Genomic DNA, 21,010 nt, shown 5'->3' with positions numbered 1-21,010 from the left:
CTACGGATCCGCTACGAGATACGCGCCGATCTCCACCTCGGCCTGCTTCAACTCGCGTGCAGCATCATCTGCTTGAGACGCCTCCGAACCTCATTCTGAAACGATCAGTTAGGGTGGACCCATGGACGACCTCGACCGCCGGGCCGCCGGGCTGCGCGCGCTGCCGCCCTCGTGCGGCCCCGTTCGCCTGGTCGCGGTGGACGGCCACGCGGGCTCGGGCAAGAGCACGTTCGCCGGCCGGCTGGCCCACGCGCTCGGCGCGGACGTGCCCGTACTGCACCTCGACGATCTGGCCACCCACGAGCAACTGTTCGACTGGACGGGGCGGATGCTGAGCCAGGTGGTCGAGCCTCTGACGCACGGCCGGGACGCCGCGTATCACCCGTACGACTGGACCCTCCGGCGCTTCCTCCCGCCGTGCGTGCTGCCGGCCGCGCCCGTGGTCCTGGTGGAGGGTGTCGGAGCGGGGCGGCGGGCGCTGCGCCCGTATCTCGCGGCGCTCCTGTGGATGGACCGGGGTGCGGAGGAGTCCTGGGCACGGGGCAGAGCGCGTGACGGTGCGGCGCTCGCCGGCTTCTGGGACGGATGGACAGCGGCGGAGATGCGCCATTTCTTGTCCGATCCTTCGGCCCCGTTCGCCGATGCCCTGATACGCGAGTGCCCGAAGGGCTACGAGTGGCTCCAGGTGCCCGCCGGGACGGCAGGTTCGCACCCAATCGATCACTCGCAGTAATGGCCTTCCCCCCGGCCTTCCGAGGTGTCGGGATTACGTCTCAAGAGTGCCTCAACTCTGCTTGACCGACGAGGCGTACAGGTCTTACGTTCTCAATGTGCGGCTTTCCGAAGCCGTCGCAGACGCGAAGCCCCCGGTTGTTCCCCCGTGATCGGGGGCTTCGTTCTGCCCGTTTTCCTTCTTCTTTCACCCCTTGCGAGCCCCTGCCGCTCACCCTGGGTCACCATCTCCGCGCCGTCACCGGGTCGTTGTGGCGCTCTTAATCGCCGCCCCGTGCGCAGGTACGATGCACGACTGGAAGCCTTTGACGGCTGCCACGCCACAGCGGGCACCCAACTCCCCCTCGTGGCATGGCTGTTCCGGCAGCGGTCGTGGGCCTCCGCCCGGCGCGACAACACTGGTGCACGGTTTGTAGGGGGGAGTGGGGGGACCCTATGGACATCGGCACGCAAGGGTCACGGTCGCCGGCGGACCTGGCCTGGGTGCGTGGCGTGGACGCCTGCACCATGGGCGCGTACCCGCAGGCCGAGGAGGAGTTCCGCACGGCCGTCCGGCTGGATCCCGGAATGGCCGACGCCTGGCTCGGGCTGCACGCGCTGCGGGTCGACACCTCGACGGCGCTGATCCACATGTACCGCAGCCGCGACCGCTTCGGCGAACAGCGGGCACGTCACCGCCGCACCCTCAACTCCTGGTACTGGCTGGGCTGGTGGGTGCAGCCGGTGCTGGAGAGCGGACGCGATCTGCTGCTCGCGCACGCCTCCCACTGGCTCGACGGCCGCCATGTGCCCGAACTCGACCGGGCGCTCGCCGCGCTGCCGCCGGTGGACACCGATCCTCAGGTGCGATTTCTGCACGCGTGCCGGGCCTATCTCGTCAAGGACTGGGAGCAGCTCGTACGCCATACGGAGCCGCTGGTCGACGACCCGCTGCTGGGCATCGAGGCCGGACTCTTCGGCGGCATGGCCCGGGTGCGGCTGGAAATGTACGGGCAGGCGGAGCCGCTGCTGTCCGCCGCCCTGATGCGCTGCCGCAGCGAGCAGCCGCAGCGCAAGGAGCTGCGGTACTGGCTGGCGCGGGCGCACGAGGGCACCGGCCGCAGCGCGGCGGCACTGCCCCTGTACCGCGCGGTGCACCGCATCGATCCGGCCTTCATGGACACCGCCGCCCGCCTGGCGGCCATCGCCGAGTACGACGGCATCGACGTGTACGACGACTCCGTCGGTCTGGCCGCCGTCTCCCTGGCCGGCTACGGCGGTGACATGGCGGACGTCCAGGCGGAGGGCGAGACGGCCCAGGGCCCTGAGCCGCGGTTCGGCGGCGACACCGGTGTCACCGTGCCGGGACCCGCGACGATCGTACCGGCCGACGGTCCGCGCCGCAGGTCGGCCGCCCCGTCACCGTCCTCTCCCCCGCAGTTCCCGGCCGGGCCCACCGACCCGGCGCTGCTCGCCCAGGCGCTGGCGGAGCTGGAGCGGATGGTGGGGCTCGAACCCGTGAAGCGGCAGGTGAAGGCGCTGTCGGCGCAGCTGGAGATGGCCCGGCTGCGGGCCGTGCAGGGCCTGCCCGTACAGCCGCCGAAGCGACACTTCGTCTTCTCCGGCCCCTCGGGGACGGGCAAGACGACCGTCGCCCGGATCCTCGGCCGGGTCTTCTACGCCCTGGGCCTGCTGGGTGGCGATCACCTCGTGGAGGCGCAACGGTCCGATCTGGTCGGGGAGTTCCTCGGCCAGACGGCGGTGAAGGCCAACGAGCTGATCGACTCGGCGCTGGGTGGTGTGCTCTTCGTCGACGAGGCGTACAGCCTGTCCAACTCCGGCTACAGCAAGGGCGACGCGTACGGCGACGAGGCCCTTCAGGTGCTGCTCAAGCGCGCCGAGGACAACCGCGATCACCTCGTCGTCATACTGGCCGGCTATCCGGAGGGCATGGACCGGCTGCTCGCCGCCAACCCCGGGCTGTCGTCCCGTTTCACCACCCGCGTCGACTTCCCGTCGTACCGGCCGCTGGAACTGACCGCGATCGGCGGGGTGCTGGCCGCCGACAACGGCGACGTGTGGGACGAGGAGGCACGCGACGAGCTCCGCTCGATCAGCGGCCATGTGGTCGACCAGGGCTGGATCGACGAGCTGGGCAACGGCCGCTTCCTGCGCACGCTGTACGAGAAGAGCTGTGCGTACCGCGATCTGCGGCTGTCCGGCTGTCCCGGTCCGCCGACCCGCGAGGACCTGTCGACGCTGCGGCTGCCCGATCTGATGCAGGCGTACGGGGAGGTCCTGTCGGGCCGCGGTCCGGCCGGCCGCGGCCCGCAGGAGCCTCCCTTCGGGTGATCCGTACGCTGCTCAGCCGTTCACGAGCGCTCCGGCGTCGCTGTCCTGCGCGTCGGTGCTCTGCGCCTCGGTGCTCTGCGCCTCGGTGTTCTGCGCCTCGGTGACGGCAGGCGCGGGACCGGTGGTCACCGCCGGGCCGGAGGCCGTGCGGTGGGTGCCCCGCACCGCGACCCGGTGGGAAGGGTCGCGCACCTCGCCGACGAGCATCTCCAGTACGTCCTCCATCGCGACCAGTCCCAGCACCCGTCCGGACGCGTCGGCGACCTGTGCGAGATGGGTGGCCGCACGGCGCATCACGGTGAGCGCGTCGTCGAGCGGCAGCTCGGCGCGCAGGGTCGCCATCGGGCGCCAGACGTGCTGGGGTACGGCACGCTCCCCGTCCTCGATGTCGAGGACGTCCTTGACGTGCAGGTATCCCATGAACGGGCTCTCGCCGTCCGCGCAGACCGGGAAGCGTGAGTAGCCGGTGCGTACGGTCAGCTCCTCCAGCTGCCGGGGGGTGACCGACGGCGCGACCGTGACCAGCGCCGGGCGCGGGATCAGCACGTCGGTGACCGGGCGGCTGCCGAGCTCGAGGGCGTCCTCGAGCCGTTCCTGCTCCGCGGGCGCCAGCAGTCCGGCGTGGCCCGCGTCCTCGACGAGCCGGCTCAGCTGCACGCTGGTGAAGACGGCCTCGACCTCGTCCTTGGGTTCGACCCGGAAGGCCCGCAGCACCAGCCGGGAGCAGGCTCCGAGCGCGGTGGTGACGGGGCGGCAGAGCCGGGCGAAGCCGACCAGACCCGGGCTGAGCCACAGCGCGGTGCGCTCGGGCGCCGCCATGGCGAGGTTCTTCGGCAGCATCTCGCCGACGACGAGGTGCAGGAACACCACGACGGCCAGGGCGATCGCGTAGCCGAGCGGATGGATGATCCCCTCGGGGACATGTGCTGCGTGGAAGACGGGCTCCAGCAGGCGGGCGACGGTCGGTTCCGCGACGGCGCCGAGGGTGAGGGAGCAGACGGTGATGCCGAACTGGGCGGCGGCCATCATCTGCGGCAGGTTCTCCAGACCGTGCAGGACCCGGCGGGCCCGCGAGGAGCCGGCCGCGGCAAGCGGCTCGATCTGGCTGCGGCGTACGGACACCAGGGCGAACTCCGCACCGACGAAGAAGCCGTTGGCCACGACGAGCAGCAGGGCGAAGAGCAGTTGGAGAGCGCTCACCGGGTGGCCCCCGTCATGGCCTCGGTCTGCGTGACGGTGTCGGCGGTGCGCACCAGGCGGACCCGTTCCGCGCGGTAGCGGTCGACCTGGCGCACGGACAGCCGCCAGCCGGGGAGTTCGGCGCGGTCGCCGGGGGCGGGGATGCGTCCCAGCAGGTCGGCGACGAGGCCAGCGAGGGTCTCGTACGGACCGTCGGGCACCTCGAGGCCTATCCGCCGGAGCGTCAGCACACGGCAACTGCCGTCGGCCTCCCACGCGGGTCGTCCGTCCTCCGGGGCTACGGGCGCCAGTTCCGGACGGGCGTCCGAATCCGAGTCGTGCTCGTCCCGGACCTCGCCGACCAGCTCCTCGATGATGTCCTCGAGGGTGACGACACCGGCCGTGCCGCCGTATTCGTCGACGACGACGGCTATGGGCTGCTCGCTGCGCAGCTGTTCGAGCAACTGCTGCACCGGGAGGGTCTCCGGCACCATCAGCGGGACGACGGCGATCCGCTCCACGCCGACCCGCCGGCGTTCCTCCGCCCGCACGGCGAGGGCGTCCTTGAGGTGCACCATGCCCACGATCTCGTCGATGCGCTCCCGGTAGACGGGGAAGCGTGAAAGGCCCGTGGCCCGGGTGAGGTTGAGGACGTCCGCCGCGGTGGCGTCGGACTGGAGAGCGCTCACCTTCACCCGCGGGGTCATCACATGCTGCGCGGTGAGGTGGCCGAGCGACAGGGTGCGTACGAACAGGTCCGCGGTGTCCTGCTCCAGCGTGCCGGCCCGCGCCGAATGGCGGGCCAGCGACATCAGCTCGACCGGGGTGCGCGCGGAGGCCAGCTCCTCGGCCGGCTCCACGCCCGCCAGCCGTACGAGACGGTTGGCGGCGGCGTTCAGCAGGGTGATGACGGGGCGGAAGGCGGACGAGAAGGCGGTCTGCGGGCCTGCCACGAACCTCGCCACCTGGAGCGGCCGGGACACCGCCCAGTTCTTGGGGACCAGTTCGCCGATCACCATCTGCACGGCGGACGCCAGCAGCATGCCGATGACCACCGCCACGCCCGGCACGGCGCCTTCGGGCAGCCCGGTCGCGGTCAGGGGTCCGCCGAGCAGCCCGGCGAGCGCGGGCTGCGCGAGCATCCCGACGACGAGGGAGGTGATGGTGATGCCGAGCTGGGTGCCGGAGAGCTGGAAGGACAGCTCGCGCAGCGCGCCGACTACGCGGCGGGCCCGGCGGTCCCCCTCGGCCGCGGCGCGTTCGGCGTCCGGGCGTTCCACGGTGACGAGTCCGAACTCGGCGGCCACGAAGAAGCCGTTGGCCAGGATGAGAAGGAATGCTGCGGCGAGCAGCAGAAGCGGGACGATCATGCCGCCGCCTCCGGAGAGGGGGCGGCGCAGGTACTACCGGACGATCCGTCCATTGCTGGAGGGAGTCACTCCTCGGGTCGCAGGGTGGCCCCGCCGGCCGACGGGCCGTGCGATGCGGGGCGGGGCGCACCGGGCGCCGCCGCCACCAGAGTAATCAAGCCGGGGCTGTCGAGGGCAGGGGCGCTGCCCCAAATGCCGGTCGCGGCCCTCAGTGTTGGTCCGGCCGGGTGCCGCCGGGATGCTCCGGCCGGGTCCCGCGGGTCTCGGCGAGGGCCCGCAGGGCGCGGGCGTCCTCGACGGCGCGAGCCCTGGCGATACCGGGCTGGATGCCCAGCACCGGCAAGCTGGTGCCGTCGCTGAGGTCGAGGAAGACCCACGGGTCGCCGGCGCGCAGATTCACCCGCAGGATCTCCGCCCACGCCAGCCTTCGCGTACGGGTGAGGTTGACGACGGTGACTCCGTCGTCGTCGGCCACCACCTTCGGCCGGCTCAGCAGGGCGAGGACCGCGAGGAAGAGCAGGGCCGTGAAGATGAAGCTGACCTGCTCGGGCGGGCTGAGCTTGTCGAGGAGCAGGGTGACGGTGGTGACGGCGGTGAACATGGCCACGCCCACGGTCAGCAGGACGATCCGGGTACGGGTCGGCCTGAAGGTGACCGGGAGCGCGGGCGGCCGAGGCGCCGGAGCAGGTGCGGACATGGTGTGTCGTCGGTCTCTCAGAGGCGGCAGGCGTGGATGGCCGTGGTGAGGATGGCCCGCGCGCCGAGCGCGTACAGGTCGTCCATGATCCGCTGGGCCTCCTTGGCCGCGACCATGGAACGGACGGCGACCCAGCCCTCGTGGTGCAGCGGGGAGATCGTCGGGGACTCGAGGCCGGGGGTCAGGGCGACGGCCTGCTCCAGGTGCTCGACCCGGCAGTCGTAGTCCATCATCACGTAGCTGCGGGCGACCAGGACGCCCTGGAGGCGGCGCAGGAACTGCTGCACCTTCGGGTCCTCGCCGTCCGCGCCGGTGCGGCGGATGACGACGGCCTCCGAGGTCATGATCGGCTTGCCGATGACCTCGAGCCCCGCATTGCGCAGGCTGGTGCCGGTCTCGACGACATCGGCGATGACCTGGGCGACACCGAGCTCGATGGCGGTCTCGACGGCACCGTCGAGGTGGACCACGGAGGCGTCGATGCCGCTTTCCGCGAGGTGCGCGGCGACGATGCCCTCGTAGGAGGTGGCGATCGTCATGCCGCCGAAGTCCTCGACACCGCCCGCGGTGCCCGGCTTGGTGGCGTAGCGGAAGGTGGAACGGGCGAAACCGAGCTGGAGGATCTCCTCGGCGTCGGCGCCGGAGTCGAGCAGCAGGTCACGGCCGGTGATGCCGATGTCGAGCTTGCCGGAGCTGACGTAGATCGCGATGTCACGCGGGCGCAGGTAGAAGAACTCGACCTCGTTCTCGGGGTCGACGAGGACGAGCTCCTTGGACTCCTTGCGCTGCTGGTAGCCGGCCTCATGGAGCATCGCCGACGCAGGTCCGGACAGTGAACCCTTGTTGGGGACGGCGATGCGCAGCATGAGACGGGCTTCCTTTGTTCGCGTGATGTTTATGTGCGGAGGGGTGGGCTGGCTCAGAGGTGGGCGTAGACGTCGTCGAGGGAGATTCCGCGCGCGACCATCATCACCTGGACGTGGTACAGCAGTTGCGAGATCTCCTCGGCGGCGGCTTCCTTGCCCTCGTACTCGGCGGCCATCCACACCTCGGCGGCCTCCTCGACGACCTTCTTGCCGATGGCATGGACGCCCTTGCCGACCAGCTCGGCGGTGCGGGAGGTGGCGGGGTCGCCCTCGGCGGCCTTCTGCTGGAGCTCGGCGAAGAGCTCCTCGAACGTCTTATTGGACATGGTGGTCCCAGACTACGCGGAAGCGGCCGCTGCTCAGCGCCAGGGTTCGGATACTGAACGCAGGATGGTCGCGGTGGCGACCGCCGCCGTGACCGCCTCGTGCCCCTTGTCCTCGTTCGAGCCCTCGAGCCCTGCCCGGTCGAGGGCCTGCTCCTCGGTGTCACAGGTCAGCACGCCGAAGCCGACGGGGACGCCGGTGTCGATGGACACCTGGGTCAGGCCCTGGGTGACGCCTTGGCACACGTACTCGAAGTGCGGCGTGCCGCCGCGGATGACGACGCCGAGGGCGACGATCGCGTCGTAGCCGCGGCCCGCGAGCACCTTGGCCACCACCGGCAGCTCGAAGCTGCCCGGGACGCGCAGCAGCGTCGGCTCGTCGATGCCGAGCTCGTGCAGTGCGCGCAGCGCGCCGTCGACGAGACCGTCCATGACCTTCTCGTGCCACTGGGCCGCGATCACCGCGACCCGCAGGTCTTGGCAGTTGCGGACGGACAGTTCGGGCGCACCCTTGCCGCTCATGTTTCTCCCTAGCCGTTCTTCACCGCCGTGCGCAGTCCTGCCGGTTGCAAGTCCTGCTGGCGGAGCGTTTCTCACTGGTTGCGAAGTTCTACCGGTCGCGCGCGGCTCTCACCTCACGCGGTTCTGCTCGTTGCGTGGTTCTACTGGTTGCCGCACGTCGTGGCCGGGACCGTGTCAAGCCACGGCAGGTCGTGGCCCATCCGGTCGCGCTTGGTGCGCAGGTACGTCAGGTTGTGCTCGCCCGCCTGGACGGGCATCGGTTCGCGTCCGAGGACGGTGATCCCGTACCTGACGAGCGCGGCCGACTTGTCCGGGTTGTTGGTCATCAGCCGCACGCTGCGCACGCCGAGGTCGGCGAGGATCTGGGCGCCGGCCGCATAGTCGCGCGCGTCGGCGGGCAGGCCGAGCTCGAGGTTGGCGTCGAGGGTGTCCCTCCCCCGCTCCTGGAGTTCGTACGCGCGCAGCTTGGACAGCAGCCCGATGCCGCGGCCCTCGTGCCCGCGTAGATAGACGACGACACCCCGCCCGGCCCGCGTGATGCTCTCCATGGAGGCGTTGAGCTGGGGACCGCAGTCGCAGCGCAGCGAGTGGAAGATGTCGCCGGTGAGGCATTCGGAGTGGACGCGCACGAGGACGTCGTCGCCGTCGCCGATGTCGCCGTGCACCAGGGCGACGTGCTCGACGCCGTCGACGGTGGAGCGGTAGCCGTACGCGGTGAACTCACCGGCCGCGGTGGGCAGATGCACCTCGGCCTCGCGCTTGACGGTGGGCTCCTCGCTGCGGCGGTAGGCGATCAGGTCCTCGATGGAGATGATCGTCAGGCCGTGCTTGCGGGCGAACGGCACGAGCTCGGGCAGCCGCAGCATCACGCCATCCTCGCCGGCGATCTCCACGATCGCGCCGGCGGGGCGCAGGCCCGCGAGCCGGGCGAGGTCCACGGCGGCCTCGGTGTGGCCGGGGCGGGTGAGGACACCACCGGGCTTGGCGCGCAGCGGGAAGACATGACCCGGGCGTACGAAGTCGCCGGGGCCGGCCTCGCCGCCGGCCAGCAGCTGAAGGGTGATGGCACGGTCGGCGGCGGAGATGCCGGTGGTCACCCCGTAGGCGGGACCGGCGTCGACGGAGACGGTGAAGGCTGTCTGCATCGACTCGGTGTTGTGGCCGACCATTTGGGGCAGCTCCAGCCGCTCCAGCTCGTCGCCCTCCATGGGGGCGCAGATCAGGCCGCGGCACTCGCTCATCATGAAGGCGACGACCTCGGGCGTGGCCTTCTCGGCGGCGATGACGAGGTCGCCCTCGTTCTCGCGGTCCTCGTCGTCGACGACCACGACGGGGCGGCCCGCTGCGATGTCGCGGACGGCCTGCTCGACCGGGTCGAGGGAGAGGTCCTCGATGCCGTCGGCGGCGAACCAGGTGGGCAGTGCGGTCATGCTGCCGCTCCTTCCAGTGCGGGCCGGCCACTCGTCCGCGAGCGCAGCCACCAGTCGCGCAGGCCCCACAGGACGAGCGCGCCGTAGAGGACGTAGACGAAGCCGGAGAAGGCGAAGCCGTTGGCGAAGTTGAGCGGGACGCCGACCAGGTCGACGAGCAGCCAGGCGAACCAGAACTCGACCATGCCGCGGGCCTGGGCGATCATCGCCACGAGGGTGCCGACGAAGATGTACGCGTCGGGCCACGGGTCCCAGGACAGCGACGGGTACAGGGTGAACAGTCCGCCGACGGCGGCGGTGCCGAGGACGGCGCCGCCGATCAGGTAGGCCCGCTCACGCCAGGTCGCGAACCGGACGGCGATCGAGCCGTCCTGCGCCTGCTGCCGGCCGCGGGTCCACTGCCAGTAGCCCCATGCCGCCACGGCCATGACCACGACCTGCTTGCCGGCGCTGCCGGTGAGGTGGGACGTGGCGAAGGCGGCGAAGAGGATGACGCCGGAGAGGAACTGGGCGGGCCAGGTCCATATCGAGCGCCGCCAGCCGAGGGCGAGGGCGATCAGCCCGATCGTGTTGCCGATCATGTCCGACCACTTGATGTGCTGTCCGAAGGCCGTGAAGGCCTCGCCGTTCAGCCAGTCGATGGCGCTCACTCGGCACTCTCCTCGGCCTGCGTGCCGAGCAGCCGCTCGACGTACTTGGCGATGACGTCCACCTCGAGGTTGACCGGGTCGCCGGGCTGCTTGATCCCGAGCGTGGTCAGGGCGAGGGTGGTGGGGATGAGGCTGATCGTGAAGTGGTCGGTGCCCGCGTCGACCACGGTAAGGCTCACACCGTCAACCGTGATCGAGCCCTTCTCGACAACGTATCGAGCGAGACCGGAGGGCAGTGAGATCTTGACGATCTCCCAGTTCTCCGACGGGGTGCGCTCGACGACGGTGCCGGTGCCGTCGACATGGCCCTGGACGATGTGACCGCCGAGCCGGGCGCCGACCGCGGTGGGCCGCTCGAGGTTGACGCGGGAACCGGCCTGGAGCACGCCGAGGCTGGAGCGCTTCAGCGTCTCGGCCATCACGTCGGCGGTGAACTCCCCGTCGCCGGTCTCGACGACGGTGAGGCAGACGCCGTTGACGGCGATGGAGTCGCCGTGCTTCGCGTCCTCGGTGACGATCGGGCCGCGCAGACGGAAGCGGGACGCGTCGCCGAGGTCCTCGACGGCGGTGACCTCGCCCAGTTCTTCGACGATTCCGGTGAACACTCAAGCTCCCTTGGGGACGGTGGCGGTGATGCGCAGGTCGGTTCCGATACGGACGGTCTCTGTGACATCGAGCCGCAACGCGTCGGTGATGGTGGTGATTCCGGCGTCGGCGAGGGCGGCGGGGCCCGCGCCGAGGAGTACGGGGGCGAGATAGCCGATGACGCGGTCGACGGCGCCGGCGGCGACGAAGGCGCCGGCGAGCGTCGGGCCGCCTTCGAGGAGTACGGACCGCACGCCGCGCGCATGGAGCGTGGCCAGCAGGGCGGCGACGTCCAGGCCGCCGCCGGTCGCGCGGGGCAGCCGCCAGACCTCGCCGAGATGCGCGGTCGCCTCGGGCAGGACGTCCTCGGCCACCGCGACGGCGGTGGGCGCGGCGTCGTCCAGGACCCGCGCGCCCGGCTTCACGGCGACGGCCTCGGTGTCGATCACGACACGCAGCGGCTGGGTGGCGCCGGCGATGCCGCGGACGGCCAGGTGCGGGTCGTCGGCGCGGGCGGTACCGGAGCCGACGAGGACGGCGTCGGCCTCGGCGCGCAGCCGGTGGACGTCGGCGCGGGACTCGGGCGAGCTGATCCAGCGGCTGGTGCCGTCGGCTGCGGCGACGCGGCCGTCGAGTGTGGCCGCGTACTTCCAGGTGACGTGGGGGCGGCCGAGGCGTACGGAGGTGAGCCAGCCGGCGTTGCCCGCGGCCGCCTCGTCGGCGAGGAGTCCCTGTTCGACCTCGATCCCGGCGGCGCGCAGGGTGTCGGCGCCTCCGGTGGCCTCGGGGTTCGGGTCGGCGACCGCGTAGACGACGCGGGCGACGCCTGCCTCGGCGAGCGCCTGCGCGCAGGGGCCGGTGCGGCCGGTGTGGTTGCAGGGTTCGAGGGTGACGTACGCGGTGCCGCCGCGGGCGAGGACCCCGGCGGCGCGCAGGGCGTGGATCTCGGCGTGCGGGCCGCCGGCGCGCTGGTGGAAGCCTTCGCCGACCACGTGTCCGGAGGCGTCGGTGATGACGCACCCGACGACCGGGTTGGGGCTGGTGGAGCCGAGTCCGCGGGCGGCGAGCGTGATCGCCCGACGCATGGCGTCTGCTTCGGCTGCGGTGGCCACCGGGTCCTCCTGCCTCTTCGGGCACGGACTCCGGGGCCTGTCGATGACGACAGAGAGCGGAGGAACACCACAGGGGACGCCGATGCCTGAACGGCGATCGCCGCATCGTGAACGGCGATCGACAGACGGCCGACGCACCTGACGGTGCCATCCGCCGCGCACTGCCTCCCATCCGGACTTTAACCGTCGGTCCAGGAATCTCACCTGGTCAACCGGCCGCTGGCTGCGGACGGGTCGCGGACTGTAACCGCCGGTTCGGAATTGCACCGACCCCGGAGTGCGCTGCTGCTGATACAGGGCCAGTGTGCCACGGCAGACGCTGAGCCATGCGGGTGATCTCTGTGGACTCGCTCACATACGGGCACGCGGCGTCACCCGCCGTCATAGTCGGGCGCCCTTTGGTCCAGACCTATTGACGCTCTGGTCTAGTCCTCTTAATGTCTGCGACACCTCCGCGGACCAGGCCCGCCGGTGTGCGCACACCAGGGCCAACCCCTTTCCTTCATCCGTCAGTTGTGCGAGGCCGAACCCCCCTGCGCTCCTGGCGGGCGATGCAGGGGGATCCCCACCAGGAGGAACTGATCGTGCAGTCCCCCACCCGTACCAGAGCCGGGGCGTCCCTGCTCGCAGCCGGCGCTGCCGCAGCCGCGCTGCTGGCCGGCATGCTCTCCCCCGGCGTCTCCCACGCGGCGTCGCAGGAGAACTGCCGGCCCGACGGGCTGTACGCCACCCCGGGCGTCGACGTCCCGTACTGCTCGGTCTACGACACCGAGGGCCGCGAGAAGATGGGCGCGGACCACCAGCGCCGGGTCATCGGCTACTTCACCGGCTGGCGCACCGGCAAGAACGGGCAGCCTGCCTATCTCGCGTCCGACATCCCGTGGGACAAGGTCACCCACATCAACTACGCCTTCGGCCACATCGACTCGGCCAACAAGCTCTCGGTGGGCGCCGACGGGGAGAAGAACGCCGCGACGGGGATGACCTGGCCGGGCGTGGCGGGGGCGGAGATGGACCCGGCCCTGCCGTACAAGGGCCACTTCAACCTGCTCAGCAAGTTCAAGAAGCAGCACCCGGACGTGAAGACGCTGATCTCCGTCGGCGGCTGGGCGGAGACCGGCGGCTACTTCGACGACAACGGCGTGCGGGTCGACTCGGGCGGCTTCTACTCGATGGCCACCAACGCCGACGGCTCGGTCAACCAGGCGGGTATCAACACCTTCGCCGACTCGGCCGTCGCCTTCATCAAGAAGTACGGCTTCAACGGCGTCGACATCGACTACGAGTACCCGACCTCGATGAAGGACGCCGGCCACCCGGCCGACTTCCCCGTCTCCAACGCCCGCCGGGGCGGCCTCAACAAGGGCTATGCGGCGCTGATGAAGACCCTGCGCGAGAAGCTCGACCGGGCCGGCGCGGCGGACGGCAAGCACTACATGCTCACGGTGGCAGCGCCCTCGTCCGGCTATCTGCTGCGCGGCATGGAGACCTTCCAGGTCCAGAAGTACCTGGACTACGTCAACATCATGTCGTACGACCTGCACGGCGCCTGGAACGAGTACGTCGGCCCGAACGCCTCGCTCTTCGACGACGGCAAGGACGCCGAACTGGCCTCGGCGAACGTCTACGGCAGCGCACAGTACGGCGGCATCGGCTACCTCAACACCGACTGGGCCTACCACTACTTCCGGGGCTCCATGCCGGCCGGCCGCATCAACATCGGCCTGCCGTACTACACCCGCGGCCACAAGAACGTGCAGGGCGGCACGGACGGCCTGTGGGGCAAGGCCGCCGCGGCCTCCTGCCCGGCCGGCTCCGGACTCACCAAGTGCGGTGACGGCGCCGTCGGCATCGACAACCTGTGGCACGACAAGGACGACAACGGCAAGGAGTCCCCGGCGGGCTCCAACCCGATGTGGCACGCCAAGAACCTGGAGAAGGGGATCGTCGGCGACTACGTCACGCAGTACGGCTTCCCCGCGGACACCCGGCTGACCGGCGCCTACGTGCGCAAGTACGACTCCACGCTGGTCGCTCCCTGGCTGTGGAACGCCGAGAAGAAGGTCTTCCTCTCCACCGAGGACGAGCAGTCGGTGGCCGCGAAGGCGGACTACGTGGTCGACCGCGGCATCGGCGGCACGATGGTCTGGGAACTCGCGGGCGACTACGACTGGAACGCGGCGAAGGGCCAGTACGAGATCGGCGACACGCTGACCACGTCGATGTACGAGAAGTTCAAGTCGGCCGCTCCGTACGGGGCGAAGAAGTCCAACACGCCGCTGCCCACCGACGCGGTGGACATCGCCGTGGACTTCACCGAGTTCAAGCTGGGTGACTCCAACTACCCGATCACGCCCAAGCTGAAGATCACCAACAACACCTCGGCCACGCTGCCCGGCGGCACGGAGTTCCAGTTCGACTACGCGACCGCCGCACCGGCCAACGCCTCCGACCAGTCCGGCTTCAACACCAAGGTGATCAAGAGCGATCACACCGGCGGCAACGTCGGCGGTCTGAAGGGCGACTTCCACCGGGTGTCGCTGAAACTCCCGGCCTGGCAGTCGCTGGCCCCCGGCGGCACGGTCGAGCTGTCCTTCAACTACTACCTGCCGGTCTCGACCCCGACGAACTGGACGGTGAACATCGCCGGCACGGCGTACGCCCTCGCCGGTGACCTGGGCCGCGGCACGAAGCTGGTCGAGCCCGGTTCCGGCTCCTCCCCCTCGCCGTCCCCGTCCCCGTCCGAGCCGGGCACGCCGGGGGCGTGCACCGCGCCGCCGTGGAACGCGACGTCCGAGTACGGGGGCGCAGTGACCGTCTCCCACAAGTCGCACCAGTGGAAGTCGAAGTGGTGGACGAAGGGCGAGGAGCCCGGTACGACCGGGGAGTGGGGTGTCTGGCAGGACCTCGGCGCCTGCTGATCCCCCTCGCAGAGCAGCCCGGCGGCGGTCACCGGCCCTTGCCGCCGCCGGGCCCTCGGGCGATGCCCCTCAGCCTTCCGGGAGGGCCGGGGACGTGCTCAGGCCCGTACGCCGACACCAGGGGCCGGGCGGCTGCCGCCGTCGGGCCGGGGCGGCGCGAGCGAAGCGAGGAAGTCGTCGACCATGGTGACCTGTACGTCTTCGGGGAATCGGCCGGGGTCGAAGAGGGCCTGGACGACGAGCCCGTGGGTGAAGGCGACGGCGGTAGCGGCGAGTTGTTCCGGGTCGGCGGCCGCGGGCAGCTCGCCGAGGTCGCGTGCGGCTTCGAGGTGCGGGCGGATCGCCGAGCGCAGCCGGGTGTAGCGGTCGGCCTGTTGCGTGGTCAGCCCGTCGTCGGCGAGGGAGAGGTCCCAGGAACTGACCCAGATGCGGTTACGGGCGGTGTCCCCCGGAGTCAGCGGCAGGATGTCCATGAGCATGGCGCGGACGGTGGCGAGGCCCGCGGCGGGCCGCGCGCGGCGGGGCCTTGCCGCGGTGCGCTTCTCCAACAGGTCCAGGGCATGCGTGATCAGGGCCCGTTTGGTCGGGAAGTAGTGCATGAGCATCCCCGTCGAGACCCCCATCGCAGCGGCGACGGCTCGCAGGGTCAGCCCGCCGAACCCCTTGTCGGCGAGTACGCGCCACACCGCCTCCGACACGTCCTTGCGGCGGGCTTCACGGTCTCCGGGTGCGGGTGGCATGCTGCCACCTTACGTACCGAACGCTTGTTACGCACCTGGAGACGAGGCTTCCCATGTTCACCCTGCCGCTCGGCGACCATGCCGGACTCAGCCCCCTGGAGCCCTGGCAGGCACAGGAGTTCCTCTCGCACATCGACCGTGCCCGGGCATCGGTGGACCCGTGGACACCCTGGGCGACGTTCAGCACCGACCTCGAGTCGGCCACGGCTTCCCTCCGGCGCTACGCCGACCGCCAGGCCGACGACACCGGCCGGATCTACGGGATCCGGCTGGAGGGCACGCTGGTCGGCGGCGTCATGTTCACCCGCTTCGACAGCGCCTCCGGGGTGTGCGAGGTCGGCTGCTGGCTGGAGCGGGCCGGGGAGGGACGGGGCCTCGCGACCCGAGCCTGCCGGGTGTTGATCGACTGGGCCTTCCAGGTGCGCGGGATGAGCCGCGTCGAGTGGTGGGTCGCGTCGGGCAACGTCCGCGGCATCGATGTGGCGCGCCGGCTGGGCATGACCCGCGACGGTGTGCTGCGGCAGCGTTCCTCGCACCGGGGTGTGCGGTACGACAGCGAGGTGTGGTCGGTCCTCTCCACGGAATGGCCGCCTGCCGAGGAAGTGTCCGAGGCCGGTGTCCGGGCCGAACTCGACCGCCTGATGGGCGTGTTCGTCGGCGCCTTCACCAACACCGGCAGCACCCGGCCGGACCTCGGCGTCATCCGCGACGTCTTCATTCCGCAGGGGAGGATCATCGCGAACGTCGGGGACGAGCCCGTGATCTACGACCTCGACGCGTTCATCGAGCCCCGGCAGAAGATGCTCACGGACGGAACGCTCACGGAGTTCTCCGAATGGGAGGTCGCCGAGCGGACCGAGATCTTCGGGTCGGTCGCGCACCGGTTCAGCGAATACCGCAAGTCCGGCTTCCACCACGGCGAGTGGTTCGAGGGCGGCGGTTACAAGACCACCCAGTTCGTCCGGACCCCGGCAGGGTGGAGGATGTCCTCGCTGGCCTGGGACGACGTGCCCGCCACCGCCACCGCGTGACCGTGCGGATCATGGTGGCGGTCAGCCGAACAGCTCCCCCCGCGCCGACTCCCCCGCAGTCAGCAGCGCACCGCTCAGGACCGCGGCGTCGCCGAGTACACCGGCACGGACCTGAGTAGGCAGCGGGGACAGGGCGGCCACCCGCGACTCGACGCGCGACGCCAGCGCCTCACCGCCCGCGTGGCCCGTCTCGCCGCCGAGGACCACGCATCCGGGGTCCAGGACCGCGGCGACCGCCGCCGCGCCGAGGGCGAGCCGGTCGGCGAGGGCGTCGAGGAAGTCGCCGCGGTCCTTGGCGACGGCCGCCGCCACCACGCCCGCCGCTGTCTCGCCCAGGAGCCCGTACCGCTCCCCCAGTTCGCGGATCGCCGCCGCCCCGGCCAGCGAGTGGAAGCCACCGGCGCAGTCGACGGCGGAGGGTATGCCCGCCGTACCGGGGACCGGCAGGAAGCCGATCTCGCCCGCCCCGCCGGACGCCCCTCTCCTCAGCCGTCCGTCGAGGACGATTCCCGCCCCGACCCCTTGCCCCAGCCACAGGAAGGCGAAGGATTCACGGTCGCCCGCGGCGCCGAGGCGCTGTTCGGCCACGGCCGCGAGGTTGGTCTCGTTCTCGACGATCACCCGGGCGGGCAGTCGCTGCTGCAGCGCCGCCACCAGCATGCGGTGCCAGGCCGGCAGGCCGGTCGTGTCGCGGAGTTCGCCGGTCGACGGGTCGATGAGACCGGGCGCGCCGACGCAGACGCTGTGCAGCGCGGCGGCTCCGGCGTTCCGGGACGTGCGCTCCACGAGCGCGGCGGCACGCTGCACGACGGGGCCGGGTTCGCTGTCGCCGCCGATCGGAAGGGACGCTTCGGCGAGACGCGTCCCGAGCAGGTCCGCGACCACGACGGACACGCTCTCGGTGCGTACGTCGAGCGCCGCGAGGTGCGCGCGGTCGGCGACGATCCCGTACAGCCGCGCGTTCGGTCCGCGCCGGTCGGCGCCCGCCTCGCCGACGACCCGGATGAGCCCCGAGCCCTGCAACCGCTCCACGAGGTCGGCCACGGTGGGCCGGGAGAGGCCGGTCATCGTCTTCAGCTGTCCCGCCGTCAACGGGCCCTCGTGCTGGAGGAGTTCCAGGGCGAGCCGATCGTTGATGGCCCGGGCGGTGCTCGGGGAAGCGCGCATGCCGGAATCCTTCCAGACACATACCGACTATTTATCAGGCAGGGTTCCTGATAGTTTACCGCTCACGTTCTCGGGGAGGGGTACACGCATGTCCAGCGCATCGAGCAGAACGGCCGTCGGGCTGCCCCAGCTGCGGCGCGCCCGCTTCGCGGTGGCGGCCGTGTTCTGCGTGCACGGCGCGGTGACCGGCAGCTTCGCGACCCGGATCCCCTGGATCCAGGACCACGCCGGGGTCAGTGCCGGTCAGCTGGGCCTCGCCCTGGCGTTCCCGGCGCTCGGGGCCTCCGTGGCCATGCCGCTGGCCGGAGCCGTCAGCCACCGCTTCGGCGCACGCACGGCGCTGCGCGGACTGCTGGCACTGTGGACGCTGAGCCTGGTCCTGCCGGCGTTCGCCCCGAACCTGCTCACCCTGTGCGCGGCACTGTTCGTCTACGGCGCCACCTCCGGCATGTCCGACGTGGCGATGAACGCCCTCGGCGTGGAGGTCGAGAACCGTCTCGACCGGTCGATCATGTCGGGGCTGCACGGCATGTGGAGCGCCGGCGCGCTGATCGGCTCGGCAGGCGGCACACTCGCCGCCCACCTGGGCAGTGACGCACGGCTGCACCACACCCTGGCGGCCCTGACGCTGACCGTGCTCGGGCTGATCGCCTGTCGGGGCGTACTGGACCTGCGCAGTTCCGTCGACGAGGAGCCGCCGCCGCGGTTCGCCCTGCCACCGAAGTCGGCGCTGATCATCGGCGCCGTCGGATTCTGCGCGGTGTTCGCGGAGGGGGCGAGCCTGGACTGGTCGGCCGTCTATCTGCGGGACGTACTGGACACCTCGCCGGGTCTCGCGGCCGCGTCGACCACGGCGTTCGCACTGACGATGGCGGTGGCACGGCTCGCGGGCGACCGGATCGTCGACCGTTTCGGGCCTGTGCGGACCGTGCGGGTCGGCGGGGTGCTCGCGACGATCGGCGGACTGCTGGTGGTCCTGGCCCCGCATCCGGCCGTCGCGCTGTGCGGCTTCGCGCTCATCGGGTTCGGCGTCGCCGTGGTCGTGCCGCTGGCCTTCGCCGCGGCCGGACGCAGCGGGCCGAACCCGAGCCAGGCGATCGCCGGTGTCGCCACCATCACCTACACCTCGGGGCTGATCGCCCCGTCGGCGATCGGCGCGGTCGCCGACGCGACGAGCCTGGTCGTGTCCTTCGGTCTGGTGACGGCGCTCGCCCTTGGTCTCGTCGTGGGCGCGGGTGTGCTGCGCTCGGCCGGGCGGGAGAGCGTGAAGGTCACTCGGCCGGCGCCAGCAGTGCACGACCCGCGGCCCTGAACCGCTCGCTCCAGGGGGCGGGTCGCATGGTGTCCGGGTCCAGCCTGACGAGGACCCGCAAGCCCTGCGCGTAGGTCACGCCGCCGTCCGCGGAACAGAATCGGAAACCGTAGGTGAGGCCGGTGCGCCCGAGCCTTTCCAGCCACAGGTGAACGGCGTAGTCGCCGGTCCGGTTCACGGGGCGCTCATAGCCGATGCGTAGTTCCTTGACGGCGTTGCAGGCGTCGCCGGCCGCTGCCCAGTCCCCCTCGAAGGCGAATCCGCGCTCCTGCCAGTACGTCACCCAGGCGCGCTCGACCATCAGCGGGTACCGGGCGTTGTGGAGCAGCCCGAGCGCGTCGAGGTCGTCGAAGTGCACGACCGCCGGGACGAGCACGCCGTGCTCGACGCCGGAGACGGGCACGGCGGTGGCGGTCGGAGGGGCTTGCGTGGTCACGGACGGGACTCCTGAGCAGTGCTGGCCGAAAACAACTCATCCTAAGCGCCCGCTCACAGATGCCAGGACCGTCCGGAAGGGGCACTACCATGACGCCGATCGTTGATGACTACACGAAGTGGAGCGGCCCGTGAACCTCGGCGTGCGCTGGACCCTGCACGGCGACGGGCGGACACCCGCTCCCGGTGCCGTCGTACGACCCGACGAGCGGCTGTCCTGGCCGCGTACGGCGGGCCTCGGCGCCCAGCATGTGGTGGCCATGTTCGGGGCGAGCTTCGTCGCTCCGGTGCTGATGGGCCTGGACCCCAATCTCGCGATCATGATGTCCGGCGTCGCGACCGTGATCTTCCTGCTCGCTACCCGGGGCAAGGTGCCCAGTTACCTGGGCTGCTCGCTCTCTTTCGTCGGTGTGGCCGCCACCATCCGGGCCTCCGGCGGTGACAGCGCCACCGTGACCGGCGCGGTGCTGGTCGTCGGCGCCGCCCTCTTCGTCGCCGGCCTGGCCGTGCAGCGCTTCGGGGCGCGGATCATCCACTCCGCGATGCCGCCGATCGTCACCGGCGCGGTCGTCATGCTGATCGGGTTCAACCTCGCCCCGGTGACCGCCTCGACGTACTGGCCGCAGGACCAGTGGACCGCGCTGCTGGTCATGCTCTTCACCGGTCTCGCCGTGGTGTGCCTGCGCGGCTTCTTCTCGCGTATCGCGATCTTCCTCGGCCTGATCTTCGGTTACGTCCTGTCCTGGGCGCTCGACCGGGTCTTCGGGAAGATCCACTCCCCCGTCGGCGGCGCGGAGGCCGTGGACCACTGGCGGCTCGACCTGTCCGGTGTCGCCAAGGCCGACTGGATCGGCCTGCCGTCGTTCCACGCGCCGAGCTTCGAGTGGTCGGCGATCCTGGTCGCCCTGCCCGTGGTGATCGCGCTCATCGCGGAGAACGCGGGACACGTCAAGGCCGTCGGTGAGATGACCGGTGAGCCCCTCGACGACAAGCTGGGCACCGCGATCGCTGCCGACGGCGCCGCCTCCATGCTCTCCACCGCCGTCGGCGGACCCCCGAACACCACGTACTCCGAGAACATCGGCGTCATGGCCGCGACCCGCGTCTACTCCACGGCCGCCTACTGGGCCGCCGCGGGCTTCGCGCTGCTCTTCGGCCTGTGCCCCAAGTTCGGCGCGGTGGTCGCCGCGATCCCCGGGGGCGTCCTCGGCGGGATCACCGTGATCCTCTACGGCATGATCGGCCTGCTCGGCGCGCAGATCTGGATCAACGCCAAGGTGGATCTGCGCAATCCGCTGAACCTGGTGCCGGCCGCGGCGGGCATCATCATCGGCGTCGGTGGCGTCAGCCTGAAGATCACCGACAACTTCGAGCTCAGCGGCATCGCGCTCGGCACCATCGTCGTCATCACCGGCTACCACGTGCTGCGTGCCTTCGCGCCCGCCCACATGAAGGAGCGGATGAAGGACGAGGAGCCCCTGCTGGACTCCGGCACCTCGTCGTACGACGCCGGTTCCGAGGCACCCGCCGGGATGCCGGAGGGCTCGGGTCAGGGCCCGACGAGCGGCCGGTAGTCACTGCGGAAACGTCCCTCTTTCCGGGGAAGC

Annotated in this window: 19 protein-coding genes, 1 pseudogene and 1 riboswitch; of the genes and pseudogenes, 7 read left to right on the top strand and 13 right to left on the bottom strand. The window is 71.0% G+C overall.

Annotated elements, in window-relative coordinates; translation table 11 throughout:
- From ACIPJI_RS35870 to ACIPJI_RS35860, 3 genes and pseudogenes are all read left to right on the top strand, one after another.
- Positions 1-99 (top strand): annotated as a pseudogene (locus ACIPJI_RS35870) (IS5/IS1182 family transposase); the annotation flags it as partial.
- 22 nt (positions 100-121) lie between these two features.
- Complete coding sequence (locus ACIPJI_RS35865) at positions 122-733, top strand: uridine kinase (protein WP_402251123.1); 612 nt, start codon at positions 122-124, stop codon at positions 731-733.
- A gap of 434 nt (positions 734-1,167) precedes the next feature.
- Positions 1,168-3,063 (top strand): AAA family ATPase, encoded by a 1,896-nt coding sequence (locus ACIPJI_RS35860; protein ID WP_402251121.1) that lies wholly within the window; start codon positions 1,168-1,170, stop codon positions 3,061-3,063.
- Between the two features lie 12 nt (positions 3,064-3,075).
- Here the strand turns inward: ACIPJI_RS35860 and ACIPJI_RS35855 are convergent, their stop codons facing one another.
- The 10 genes from ACIPJI_RS35855 to ribD all read right to left on the bottom strand — a co-directional run bounded on the left by ACIPJI_RS35855 (position 3,076) and on the right by ribD (position 11,797).
- On the bottom strand, positions 3,076-4,263 hold the full coding sequence (locus tag ACIPJI_RS35855) for a hemolysin family protein (protein ID WP_402251119.1): 1,188 nt from the start codon (positions 4,261-4,263) through the stop codon (positions 3,076-3,078).
- A complete protein-coding gene (locus ACIPJI_RS35850) occupies positions 4,260-5,612 on the bottom strand; it encodes a hemolysin family protein (RefSeq protein WP_159693912.1) in 1,353 nt (450 codons plus the stop codon). The genes ACIPJI_RS35855 and ACIPJI_RS35850 overlap by 4 nt, the downstream gene beginning before the upstream one ends.
- A gap of 208 nt (positions 5,613-5,820) precedes the next feature.
- On the bottom strand, positions 5,821-6,309 hold the full coding sequence (locus tag ACIPJI_RS35845) for a PH domain-containing protein (protein WP_307705360.1): 489 nt from the start codon (positions 6,307-6,309) through the stop codon (positions 5,821-5,823).
- 17 nt (positions 6,310-6,326) lie between these two features.
- Positions 6,327-7,175, bottom strand: coding sequence for an ATP phosphoribosyltransferase (gene hisG / locus ACIPJI_RS35840; protein WP_307705361.1), 849 nt, complete (start codon positions 7,173-7,175; stop codon positions 6,327-6,329).
- Between the two features lie 53 nt (positions 7,176-7,228).
- Entirely contained in the window at positions 7,229-7,501 is a 273-nt protein-coding gene (locus ACIPJI_RS35835; RefSeq protein ID WP_005319995.1) for a phosphoribosyl-ATP diphosphatase, read from the bottom strand.
- A 33-nt stretch (positions 7,502-7,534) separates the two neighbouring features.
- Positions 7,535-8,020, bottom strand: a complete 486-nt coding sequence (gene ribH, locus ACIPJI_RS35830; RefSeq protein ID WP_307705362.1) for a 6,7-dimethyl-8-ribityllumazine synthase — start codon at positions 8,018-8,020, stop codon at positions 7,535-7,537.
- 140 nt (positions 8,021-8,160) lie between these two features.
- Positions 8,161-9,450, bottom strand: coding sequence for a bifunctional 3,4-dihydroxy-2-butanone-4-phosphate synthase/GTP cyclohydrolase II (locus ACIPJI_RS35825; protein ID WP_356621269.1), 1,290 nt, complete (start codon positions 9,448-9,450; stop codon positions 8,161-8,163).
- Positions 9,447-10,091, bottom strand: a complete 645-nt coding sequence (locus tag ACIPJI_RS35820) for a nicotinamide mononucleotide transporter family protein (RefSeq protein WP_307710288.1) — start codon at positions 10,089-10,091, stop codon at positions 9,447-9,449. Before ACIPJI_RS35820 ends, ACIPJI_RS35825 begins: the two co-directional genes overlap by 4 nt.
- Positions 10,092-10,096: 5 nt before the next feature.
- On the bottom strand, positions 10,097-10,705 hold the full coding sequence (locus tag ACIPJI_RS35815; RefSeq protein ID WP_159693903.1) for a riboflavin synthase: 609 nt from the start codon (positions 10,703-10,705) through the stop codon (positions 10,097-10,099).
- Positions 10,706-11,797, bottom strand: a complete 1,092-nt coding sequence (gene ribD, locus ACIPJI_RS35810) for a bifunctional diaminohydroxyphosphoribosylaminopyrimidine deaminase/5-amino-6-(5-phosphoribosylamino)uracil reductase RibD (RefSeq protein ID WP_356621268.1) — start codon at positions 11,795-11,797, stop codon at positions 10,706-10,708.
- Positions 11,798-11,951: 154 nt separating this feature from the next.
- Positions 11,952-12,082: riboswitch (FMN riboswitch) on the bottom strand.
- 266 nt (positions 12,083-12,348) lie between these two features.
- On the opposite strand from ribD, the gene ACIPJI_RS35805 reads away from it, so the two are divergent.
- Positions 12,349-14,718, top strand: a complete 2,370-nt coding sequence (locus ACIPJI_RS35805) for a chitinase C-terminal domain-containing protein (protein WP_402251126.1) — start codon at positions 12,349-12,351, stop codon at positions 14,716-14,718.
- Between the two features lie 98 nt (positions 14,719-14,816).
- Here the strand turns inward: ACIPJI_RS35805 and ACIPJI_RS35800 are convergent, their stop codons facing one another.
- The gene (locus ACIPJI_RS35800; RefSeq protein WP_356621266.1) at positions 14,817-15,458 is read right to left on the bottom strand and encodes a TetR/AcrR family transcriptional regulator; all 642 of its coding nucleotides are present in this window, start codon (positions 15,456-15,458) and stop codon (positions 14,817-14,819) included.
- Positions 15,459-15,511: 53 nt separating this feature from the next.
- On the opposite strand from ACIPJI_RS35800, the gene ACIPJI_RS35795 reads away from it, so the two are divergent.
- Positions 15,512-16,489: a GNAT family N-acetyltransferase gene (locus ACIPJI_RS35795; protein WP_402251115.1), complete on the top strand. Its 978-nt coding sequence runs from the start codon at positions 15,512-15,514 to the stop codon at positions 16,487-16,489.
- A gap of 21 nt (positions 16,490-16,510) precedes the next feature.
- Here ACIPJI_RS35795 and ACIPJI_RS35790 read toward each other — a convergent pair whose 3' ends face one another.
- On the bottom strand, positions 16,511-17,656 hold the full coding sequence (locus ACIPJI_RS35790) for an ROK family transcriptional regulator (RefSeq protein WP_356621264.1): 1,146 nt from the start codon (positions 17,654-17,656) through the stop codon (positions 16,511-16,513).
- 88 nt (positions 17,657-17,744) lie between these two features.
- On the opposite strand from ACIPJI_RS35790, the gene ACIPJI_RS35785 reads away from it, so the two are divergent.
- Positions 17,745-18,968, top strand: a complete 1,224-nt coding sequence (locus ACIPJI_RS35785; protein WP_307705368.1) for an MFS transporter — start codon at positions 17,745-17,747, stop codon at positions 18,966-18,968.
- Here the strand turns inward: ACIPJI_RS35785 and ACIPJI_RS35780 are convergent.
- On the bottom strand, positions 18,928-19,404 hold the full coding sequence (locus ACIPJI_RS35780; protein WP_356621263.1) for a thioesterase family protein: 477 nt from the start codon (positions 19,402-19,404) through the stop codon (positions 18,928-18,930). The two genes, ACIPJI_RS35785 and ACIPJI_RS35780, sit on opposite strands and share 41 nt — an antisense overlap.
- A gap of 130 nt (positions 19,405-19,534) precedes the next feature.
- On the opposite strand from ACIPJI_RS35780, the gene ACIPJI_RS35775 reads away from it, so the two are divergent.
- Positions 19,535-20,977 (top strand): solute carrier family 23 protein, encoded by a 1,443-nt coding sequence (locus ACIPJI_RS35775; protein WP_356621262.1) that lies wholly within the window; start codon positions 19,535-19,537, stop codon positions 20,975-20,977.
- The last annotated feature ends 33 nt before the right edge of the window (positions 20,978-21,010 follow it).

This window comes from Streptomyces sp. NPDC086835 (assembly GCF_044745705.1).
Classification (GTDB): Bacteria; Actinomycetota; Actinomycetes; order Streptomycetales; family Streptomycetaceae; genus Streptomyces.
The sequence above is the reverse complement of the archived record's forward strand: the minus strand, read 5'-3'. Positions and strand labels throughout refer to the sequence as shown.